The sequence below is a fragment of the Sporichthyaceae bacterium genome (genome assembly GCA_036493475.1).
GTDB lineage: Bacteria > Actinomycetota > Actinomycetes > Sporichthyales > Sporichthyaceae > DASQPJ01.
This window is the reverse complement of sequence record DASXPS010000115.1, coordinates 1-1997: the sequence shown is the minus strand read 5'-3', so window position 1 is coordinate 1997 and position 1997 is coordinate 1. Positions and strand designations below refer to the sequence as shown.

At 68.3% G+C, this 1997-nt stretch carries 1 protein-coding gene; it reads left to right on the top strand.

From position 1 onward, the window contains the following. The first annotated feature begins 210 nt into the window (after positions 1-210). Positions 211-1662 carry an IS1380 family transposase gene (locus VGJ14_12010; protein HEY2833141.1) on the top strand — a complete coding sequence of 484 codons (1452 nt, stop codon included), beginning with the start codon at positions 211-213 and terminating at the stop codon, positions 1660-1662. The last annotated feature ends 335 nt before the right edge of the window (positions 1663-1997 follow it).

The following is a 1997-nucleotide window of genomic DNA, read 5'->3' as shown; positions in this document are numbered from 1 at the left end:
TGCCCGAACGAGCAACGCGCGCAGGCGGCGATGTCGGCCTTGCAAGAGTTGTTGGGCGGGTTGGGGCTGGCGTTGTCCGGTCCCAAGACTCAGACCCGTTTCCGCGAGTAGCGGGCTGATCGGGTGTGGGAATGAGGATGGGTGCCCCTGTGACCTGGGATAATGCCGTTGCGACGCGTCATTGAGCCCAGGTGAGAGGACACCCATCCGGTGGACAGATTACGGGACATTCGCCGGGTCCAACACCGGGTGCGGATCGGCGCGCCGGACCCACGTTTGACTCCGGTATCGGGGATGGTCGCGGTGAGTGAGTTGGTCGATCGGCTCGGTCTGATCAGCCGGCTCGACGCCAGGATCGGGTCGATCAAGAGTCGTCTGCGGGGGTTGTCCGGTGGGCAGTTGTTGGTCGGGATGGCCGGCGCGCAGCTGGCCGGTGAGGAGTTCCTGGTCGGGCTGGACCGCCAACGCGCTGATGCCGCTGGCCAGCTGTTGGCGCCGGTGGCGGGACTGTCCTCCACGACCGCGGCCGGGTTGGCCCGCAAGTTCACCGACGGGCAGTGGGTGGCGGTGGAGACCGCGCTCGGCGATGTGCACACCGCGATGCTGGACATGCTTCCCCCGGCCCGTGCCGCCGCGTTGGCCCAGGCTGTGACGATCGACCTGGATGCCACCGACGTCGAGGTGTACGGACGCCACAAGCGTGGCGTCGCCTACAACTACGCAGGTCAACGGTGCGGGCGCCCGCACGTGGCGACCTGGGCGGAAACCTCGACCGCGCTGGCGGCGGAGCTGCTGGCCGGCAACGAGGACCCCCGCGCCGGTGCGCCGGAGTTGCTGTATCGAGCCCTGGCGGCGCTACCCGCCCAGGCCCGTGGCGGCAAGGTCCGGTTACGCGCTGATGGCGGCTACTTCGCCGGGGCGCTAGCCCGCGCCGCGCTCGCCAGTGACGTCGAGTTCGCGATCGGCGCACACCGCATCGCGCCACTGTGGCGCACCCTGACCGGGATCTCCGAAACCGACTGGATCGACGCGATCGACATGGCGAACGCCCAGGTCGCGGTCGCCGACTACATCCCCGGCTGGTGGCCGGTAGCGACCCGGCTGCTGATCCGCCGAGTCCGCCTCGACCCCGCCACCCAACTCTCGACCGATCCCCGAGCCCGCCGTCGGCGCACCCTGCACCCCGAACAGCGGGCACTACCACTGGCGGAGCTGGCCGGAGCCGACGCGGTCTACGGCTACAGCTTCCTGCTCACCAACCTCGACGTGTCCACCCCGACCCACGCGGCGCTGGTGGAGCACTGGTACCGCCACCGCACCGCGATCGAGAACATCTTCCGAGACGGCAAGATAGGCGCCGCTTTACGGCATCTCCCGTCCGGATATCCGCAGGTCAACACCGCGTGGATGTGGGCGGCGCTGCTCGCGGCCAGCATCGCCGGCTGGCTACACCAACTCACCGCGACCCTCACACCGCACGGGCTGATCGGACACGGAACCCGAGGCGGCCAAGCCATGATCGCCACCCTGCGCCACCGACTCATCTGTGTCCCAGCCCGACTCATCCGCCACGCCGGTCAACTCATCCTTCGCCTACCACCGGGCTACCAGCTACTCAACGAAATCCTCACCCGGATCCGGGCCCTACCCACCATGTCCTGACCCGGCCACCACCGGCCCCGACCAACCCGGAACCCGCACACCCGAGGCGACACTCGGGCCCACACCATTGCCTCACACCGAAAGAGCACACCAGAAGATCAACCACAGTCCGTCAAGATCTACTTCTCCGCTACCCGCGGATTCGGGTCAGAGGCTCGCGGGTCGGCACGGACGGAGGTCGCAAGTCATGCGACTAAGCGGCGCGCAGCCCAAGCCGAGCGAGCCCACCCCGCCGAGGCCACGAACTGGTGTGCACTCTGATGATCTTCCACGCATCGGACGCGCGCTATCTGGGCTGTCCTACCCGGTTGAGAAGTGGGAGCTGCTCGACCACG